This is a genomic window from Mucilaginibacter sp., from assembly GCF_036383575.1.
Taxonomy (GTDB): Bacteria; Bacteroidota; Bacteroidia; order Sphingobacteriales; family Sphingobacteriaceae; genus Mucilaginibacter.
This window is the reverse complement of record NZ_DASVOB010000173.1, coordinates 1-6821: the sequence shown is the minus strand read 5'-3', so window position 1 is coordinate 6821 and position 6821 is coordinate 1. Positions and strand designations below refer to the sequence as shown.

5 protein-coding genes are annotated in these 6821 nt (G+C 44.6%); 1 reads left to right on the top strand and 4 read right to left on the bottom strand.

Going from position 1 to position 6821, the window contains the following annotated elements; translation table 11 throughout:
* Positions 1–127: 127 nt before the first annotated feature.
* The 4 genes from dapA to VF500_RS06355 form a co-directional block, all read right to left on the bottom strand.
* Entirely contained in the window at positions 128–1024 is an 897-nt protein-coding gene (gene dapA / locus VF500_RS06370) for a 4-hydroxy-tetrahydrodipicolinate synthase (RefSeq protein ID WP_330858863.1), read from the bottom strand.
* 233 nt (positions 1025–1257) lie between these two features.
* A complete protein-coding gene (locus VF500_RS06365) occupies positions 1258–3096 on the bottom strand; it encodes a UbiD family decarboxylase (protein WP_330858862.1) in 1839 nt (612 codons plus the stop codon).
* Between the two features lie 48 nt (positions 3097–3144).
* Positions 3145–4452, bottom strand: coding sequence for a pitrilysin family protein (locus tag VF500_RS06360; RefSeq protein WP_330858861.1), 1308 nt, complete (start codon positions 4450–4452; stop codon positions 3145–3147).
* A 13-nt stretch (positions 4453–4465) separates the two neighbouring features.
* On the bottom strand, positions 4466–5752 hold the full coding sequence (locus VF500_RS06355) for a pitrilysin family protein (RefSeq protein WP_330858860.1): 1287 nt from the start codon (positions 5750–5752) through the stop codon (positions 4466–4468).
* A gap of 236 nt (positions 5753–5988) precedes the next feature.
* Between VF500_RS06355 and VF500_RS06350 the strand changes: the two genes are divergently transcribed.
* The coding region (locus tag VF500_RS06350; RefSeq protein WP_330858859.1) for a sulfite exporter TauE/SafE family protein at positions 5989–6821 on the top strand (833 nt) is incomplete at its 3' end.

The following is a 6821-nucleotide window of genomic DNA, read 5'->3' as shown; positions in this document are numbered from 1 at the left end:
CCCTCCAGGGAATATAAAAAACGTCATTGCTATGTACGAAGCAATCGCAAACTTTACAGGGCATACCTGCTAATAGGGAATTGCTTCGTACCTCGCCATGACGCTTGTAGAGGATGATTCTTGTATTTTACGCTTTTACTGCTACCGGAGCCAGCTTTTTAAGCTCTTCCACAATAGCACCGGCAGTTTTTTCGCTTACCTGTACCAATGGTAGCCGCACTGTATCGCCGCAGATGCCTAATTGTTTTAGGGCAGTTTTAACACCTGCAGGGCTGCCTTCGGCAAACATTAATCGGGTAAACTCAATCAGATCAAAATGCGCGGCATGTGCTGCTTTGTAATCGCCGTTCAGCAAAAGCCTAACCATGTCAGATAATTGACGCGGCAAAGCATTGCCAATAACAGATATCGCACCAACTCCGCCTAAAGCCATCATGGGCAAAGTAACCGGATCATCGCCTGATATAAACAGGAAATCCTCGGGCTTGTCGCGCATCAACTGGTTAAACAGGTCGAAATTGCCCGATGCTTCTTTGATACCGATTATGTTTTTAAACTCCTTTGCCAGGCGTACAGTTGTTTCAGCGCTGATGGTACTGCCTGTACGGCTTGGTACGTTATACAGGATTATAGGTAGTTCAGTATTTTGTGCTATAGCCCTGTAGTGCTGATAAATACCCTCCTGGGTAGGTTTGTTATAATGCGGACTTGCTGAAAGTATAGCATCATAGCCTTCTATATCAAACGATTTTATTTGCTCAACAACTTCATGAGTATTATTACCGCCTATACCGGCTACCAGACCAACACGCTTATTTACCACTTCGGCAGTGAAAGCCCAAACTTGCTTTCGCTCAGCCTCACTCAATGTGGCGCTTTCGCCGGTTGTACCTAACGATACCAGGTATTCCACCCCGCCATCAATCAAATGTTCAATCAGGTTTCTCAACCCGTCGTAGTCAATTTGACCATCCGCATGAAAAGGGGTTACCATAGCTACCCCTGTTCCGTAAAATATATTCATGAGTAAAATTAAAAGGATGCTAATATAGTGATTAGTGATTGGAGATTAGCGGTTTGTTAGAGGTTTATTTTTTGAAAAAGTGCCTTGGTTGAGTTTAAAGTTAGATTTTGGGGTGGAAAATTGCATTTTATCCCATCCGTCATTGCGAGGCACGAAGCAATCCCCGATAAGCAGGTCCGCCCTGTATAGTTTGGGATTGCTTCGTGCCTCGCAATGACGCGGTGGAGATATTATCAAATAATCCCAAACAACGATCCTTCCTTTTCTCCCAGCTTATCTACCGTTTTTTCAACATCGGGTACCCGTTCCAGTACAGGGGCGTGGTGTGGTTTTATTCGGGCATCAATAATTAGTGGCCCTTTGCAGCCCCAGTGTTTATGCTCGGTAAAGCTGCCAACGCCGTAAATATCATGCGAAGGGTTACTGCGGGTAAAGGTTACCCATACAAAGTTGTTGGTGGTTTGCGCGGCGAAACCGGCATCATCGCAAAGCACTACCAACGGCAGTCCATTTAGGTCTTCATCCTGCAAATGATATTCGATACTGCTGATGATGTTATCAATATCCTTATGATTTACGTGCTTGGGTACCTCAACCATTAACACGCCGGGCATGGCCATTTTGTAGCCTGTGATGGGGCGGGGGAGGTTGAACCAGTCGGGTAGTTCTGTCCAAAGTTCCCGTTTGATTTTACCAGCAACCGTGATGGCTACTTTACTGCCCGAGTTTAGGCCTTCACCACTATAGTCGAGTGTATCGATGGTGGTGTTGGTGTGGAAATGCAGGTCGCGAGTGAGGTCAATCCTTTGCAGGATGTGCTTCAGGAAGCCGCCTACATCATTTACATTAAGTTTTGGATCATCCTCCTGTGCGGCAATGAACAGGTATTTGGCAAGGCTTAGCTGCCCTTTGCCTAAGATGTGATTGGCAATAGTTACAATCTCCTGTGGCTTGCGCTCTTTGAGATATGGAGTATAGCGTTCGCTGCCAATGGCGAAAAGGAGCGGGTGTACACCCGCTGCATCAACAGCGTTAACAGCATGCAAACCGGGAATTTCTTTGGGAATAGCCGAACCTGTAATTTCATGGATGAGCGCCCCGAAACTCGTATCCTCCTGCGGCGGACGGCCAACCACGGTGAATGACCATATGGCATCTTTACGGTGATAAACGTTATGCACTTTCATCAGAGGGAAGGGGTGTACCAGGCTGTAATAGCCCAAATGATCACCAAAAGGTCCTTCGGGTTTATTTTCGTGCGGCATAACAGTACCGGTGATCACGAAATCAGCATCGGCCGAAATGCAGAAACCTTCATCGTCATAAAAATAGCGGAAGCGACGGTTGCCTAATGCACCTGCAAATGTCATTTCAGATAAACCTTCGGGCAGGGGCATTACAGCCGCTACAGGATGCGCAGGTGGGCCGCCCACAAAGATACTCACCTTGAGTGGTTGTCCCTTGGCATTGGCTTTAGTTTGATGCACACCAATACCCCGATGGATCTGGTAATGCAAGCCGACCTCCTGGTTTTGGATATAATCATTACCGGCCAGTTGGATGCGGTACATACCCAGGTTGGCATTCATAATGCCCGGCTGATCTGCATCTTCAGTATAAACCTGCGGCATGGTGACAAACGGGCCGCCATCCATAGGCCAGTTTACTATTTGCGGGATGTCGCTGATGTTGCATTTACCAAATTTGATCGGTGCACCCGATCCGCCTTTCATAGGTAATGCCGACAGGGCGGTTAAGCCAATGCCGGCGTATTTAAAAGGGTTTTTTATGGCCTTTATCGGTTCGTTTTTGATGTCGACCAAGACCTTGATCTTTTCCAGCGTATCCCTGAAAATAAATTTCGATCTGTCAAGCGTACCAAAAAGGTTAGATACTGCCGGGAATTTACTGCCTTTTATATTCTCAAATAATATAGCCGGCCCTTCGTTCTCAAATACCCGTAAATGGATCGCGGCCATTTGCAGGTAAGGGTCTACTTCTTCTTTAATACGAATAAGATGGCCGTTTTTTTCGAGATCGGTAATGCAGGCTTGTAAACTTGAGTAACCCATGAGCAACTAACTGTATATTAATTGGCCAAAAGTAAACAATAGTTCAATTTAATATGGCGGAATCTTGAACCCTTCTATAGCATCCGGATTGCCAAGGTATGTCCATCTTAAGCCAACAACATAAGTATTTAAGGCTCTTGCAACCTGATCTGTTGTAGCCATATATACCAGCTGGGGGAAATCGTCGGCATACTGCCACCCTCCGTTTATTTCTGATAAGCCAAGTCTGTTGGTAATGGAAGCTGCACTTTGGTCATTAATAAAAGTGCTGATCAGGAAACTGTTTTTAATGCGGGTGAGCCATTCATCATTAACCCCCTTAGCCTGGATGTTTTTTAAAATGTTTATCATGGCAGGGATGGCTTCCTGTGGTTTATCGGTACTTAAGTTCATTTGCGCATATGGCATTTGGTATGACCATGTAGAGGCCCTCGGATCAAATGCCAATTTCATGTTGGTGCGCAATTCATAATAAAGCGTATTACTCAATGCAGAAATGCCAAGCCTGAAAGGGACATTGTCAACACTGTTAACGGCGGGTGAATTCATAATGGCGGTAATGTAATTTGTTGGAAGGTCACGCCGTTCGCCAACAAGTTTGTTATCCGTCCAGGCTGGCGAAGGATAATCTGGTTTTGCGTAAAACGCCGAAGGCATATTGCTAAATGAAGCCAGTACCTTTTCAAACACCTCCTGCTTGGTTAAATTACCAACTACAACTATAAAGACCTTGTTTTTATTTAAAAGGGTTTTGTAATAATCTTTCAAGTCGGCCGAAGTTAAATTTTGCAGGGTAAGCTCGTTGCCGGCTGGTTGAATAGCATAGGGTGTTCCGCTAAAGCCGTTTTGCATTTCCAGTTGTTCAACCCGGGTTTGCGGATAAGCCTGCGCTTTTTTTATGGCCGAAATTTGTTTGGTTTTCAACAGCTCAACCTGTTTATCCTCAAATGCCGGGTTCATGATGGTTTCGGTAAACAAGTCCCATGCCTGGTTCAGGTATTTCGAAACGGTGTTAACCTGCACAAAGCCATAATCATATGAGGATGTGCCAAACATAAATATCTCGTATTTATCTGCGGTGTCTTTTAATGCTGCCGAACTGTATTTTTTTGTTCCGCAATCAGTAAGCGATTGCAGGGTAAGGTCTTCAATGCCGGCTTTGTTGGCTTTATAGTTGGTTACCCCGCCTCGGTAATACATACGTACATTAACCACGTTTTTGGTTGTTTGCCTGAAAATTACCTTGATGCCATTTACATCAAATGAGGTTGCTGCAGGTGTTGCGGGTGCCTGCGCATAAACAGTTGAAATGCCGCCGAGCAATAATATAATAGGGGTTAAAATTGATAGTTTCATGATAGGGGTTGAATTAATTGGCCTTAAAAAATTCATCTGCGTTAACCTGTGCCTTTAAATCGGGGTTGATGAGGAGGCCCGCGCAATAAGGTTTTGCTTTGATGTATTTGCGTACATAAGCCTGCACATCGGCTTTAGTAACCTTGTCGATTTTATCGTTATAGGTAAAATGATAGTTGAGCGATGCCGATGCCCACCAGAAGGTAAGCGTTTGCACATATTCAGAGGCGATCTCTGCCCGTCGTTCCTGGCTTATCTGTAGTTTTCGTTTGGCAGTCTGAATCTGTTCGTCGGTAATATAATCGTCTGTATCAAACAGGCTGATCTGTTTTTTTACTTCATCCAAACACTCTTTGATTTTTTGAGGGTTGGGCTGTATATAAAATGAGATCTCGCCGCCATGGCTTAGCGTGAGGTAGCTGAAGCTGATATACTGGGCAAGCCCCGTTTCAACAAGAGCTTTGCTCAGTTTTGAGGAGTTTTGCGTGAGTATATAAGAAAAAATATCAGCAGCATAGGTTGAAGGGATATCATGACGCGTATCCGGCCCCTGCCAGCCCATATAAATTGTAGGAATAGTAGCCAGGCCCGATTCAACAATAAAATAATCTGTTTTTTTGAGTGGCTCGAACTCAGGTACTACCCACTTTTTAAACGGACTGAACACGGAGGCCTGCCAGCTGCCAAATAAAGGGGTTACCTGTTTAAATATAGCATCATGGGTTACTTTGCCGGCAACTATTAGCAGGGCGTTATTAGGGTAATAATATTTTAGTTTTACCGAATCGATCTGACTTAATGTAGCGGAAGTAATAGCATTGCGGGTACCAATGGCAGATTTCCGGTTAGCCAAACTACCCCACAGGTGTTGCCCGGCCGTTACAGTAAACCCGAAAGATGCTGCCGATTCTTTTTGGGTTAATTGTGCCAGCGTGATGGCTTTTGCATGATCCAGGCTTTCATTGTCAAGCACAGGGAAACGGATAGCCGAGTTCATGTACTTCAATCCTTCGCCTATATTAAAGCTGGGGAGTGTAAAATAGCAGCTCCCGTATTCTTCATGTACCGTAGTGTTTTTTTGAGTGCCTAATACACTTGTACGATAGCCAACCTGTTCGGCATTTCCGTAGTCTTTATTGGCTTTAAAAAGCATCATTTGGTACAAGCCAGTGAGTCCGCTGTATTTCAGCGGTTCGGTAAAGGCACCGGTTTTAAATGTCATAGCAACCGTTGCCAGGGGGACGCTGTTATCTTCAACCACCAGTACCGTAAGACCATTAGGCAATGTTTTTACAAACATGTTTGCAGGTATTTTTACTTGCGCAAATACCGATAAGGGGATTGTGAATATTAATAATAAAAGGTAACTTTTCTTTATCATGGTAACGCAGATAAGGTTTTGACAGGTTAAAATAACAAAAGAAATTCACTCAGTATAAAATTATTATTGGGCGCAGTAAAATGTTCTGTTAACTTAAAAATTGAATCACTGTAAGAAAGTAATCCGTACTTTCGCTTCAAATTTCAATTACCCTTATGTCGGTAACAGTACTTACGCTTATTATACTTGTTGGGTCGTATTTGGCGGGTTTATTGGGCTCATTAACGGGGTTAGGCGGAGGTGTTGTTATTATCCCCTTGCTCACCATTTTGCTTGGGGTTGATATTCAGTATGCCATTGGCGCATCGCTCATATCGGTTATTGCCACATCTTCAGGTTCGGCGGCAGCATATGTTAAAGAGGGGATAACCAATATCAGGCTGGGTATGTTCCTGGAGATTGCCACTACCGCGGGCGCGATGGTTGGCGCGCTGATAGCAGTTTATATCCCCACCAATTTTATAGCAGTTTTATTCGGTGTGATCCTGATCCTTTCGGCGGTAATGTCGCTCCGGAAAAAATCGCAGCAAATCCATCAGCAAAAAAGCGAACTTGCCGAAAAGCTAAAATTGAACGGCAGTTTTCCAACGCCGGCAGGTGAAGTAGCCTATTCGGTAAGGAATGTAGGCGGAGGTTTTTTTATGATGCTTTTTGCCGGAGTAATATCGGGCCTGCTTGGCATAGGCTCGGGCGCACTGAAAGTTTTGGCCATGGATGGCATTATGCGCATCCCATTTAAAGTATCAACTACCACCAGTAATTTTATGATAGGGGTTACCGCTGCCGCAAGCGCGGTAGTTTACCTGCAACGGGGATACATTGATCCGGGTCTTTCCATGCCGGTTGCGATAGGTGTTTTATTAGGTGCATTAACCGGGTCAAAAATATTGGTGCATACCTCATCATCGGGCTGGTTGCGCTGGGTATTTGCCCTGGTGGTTACGTTTTTAGCATCACAGATGATATATAAAGGAATGACGGGAACAAT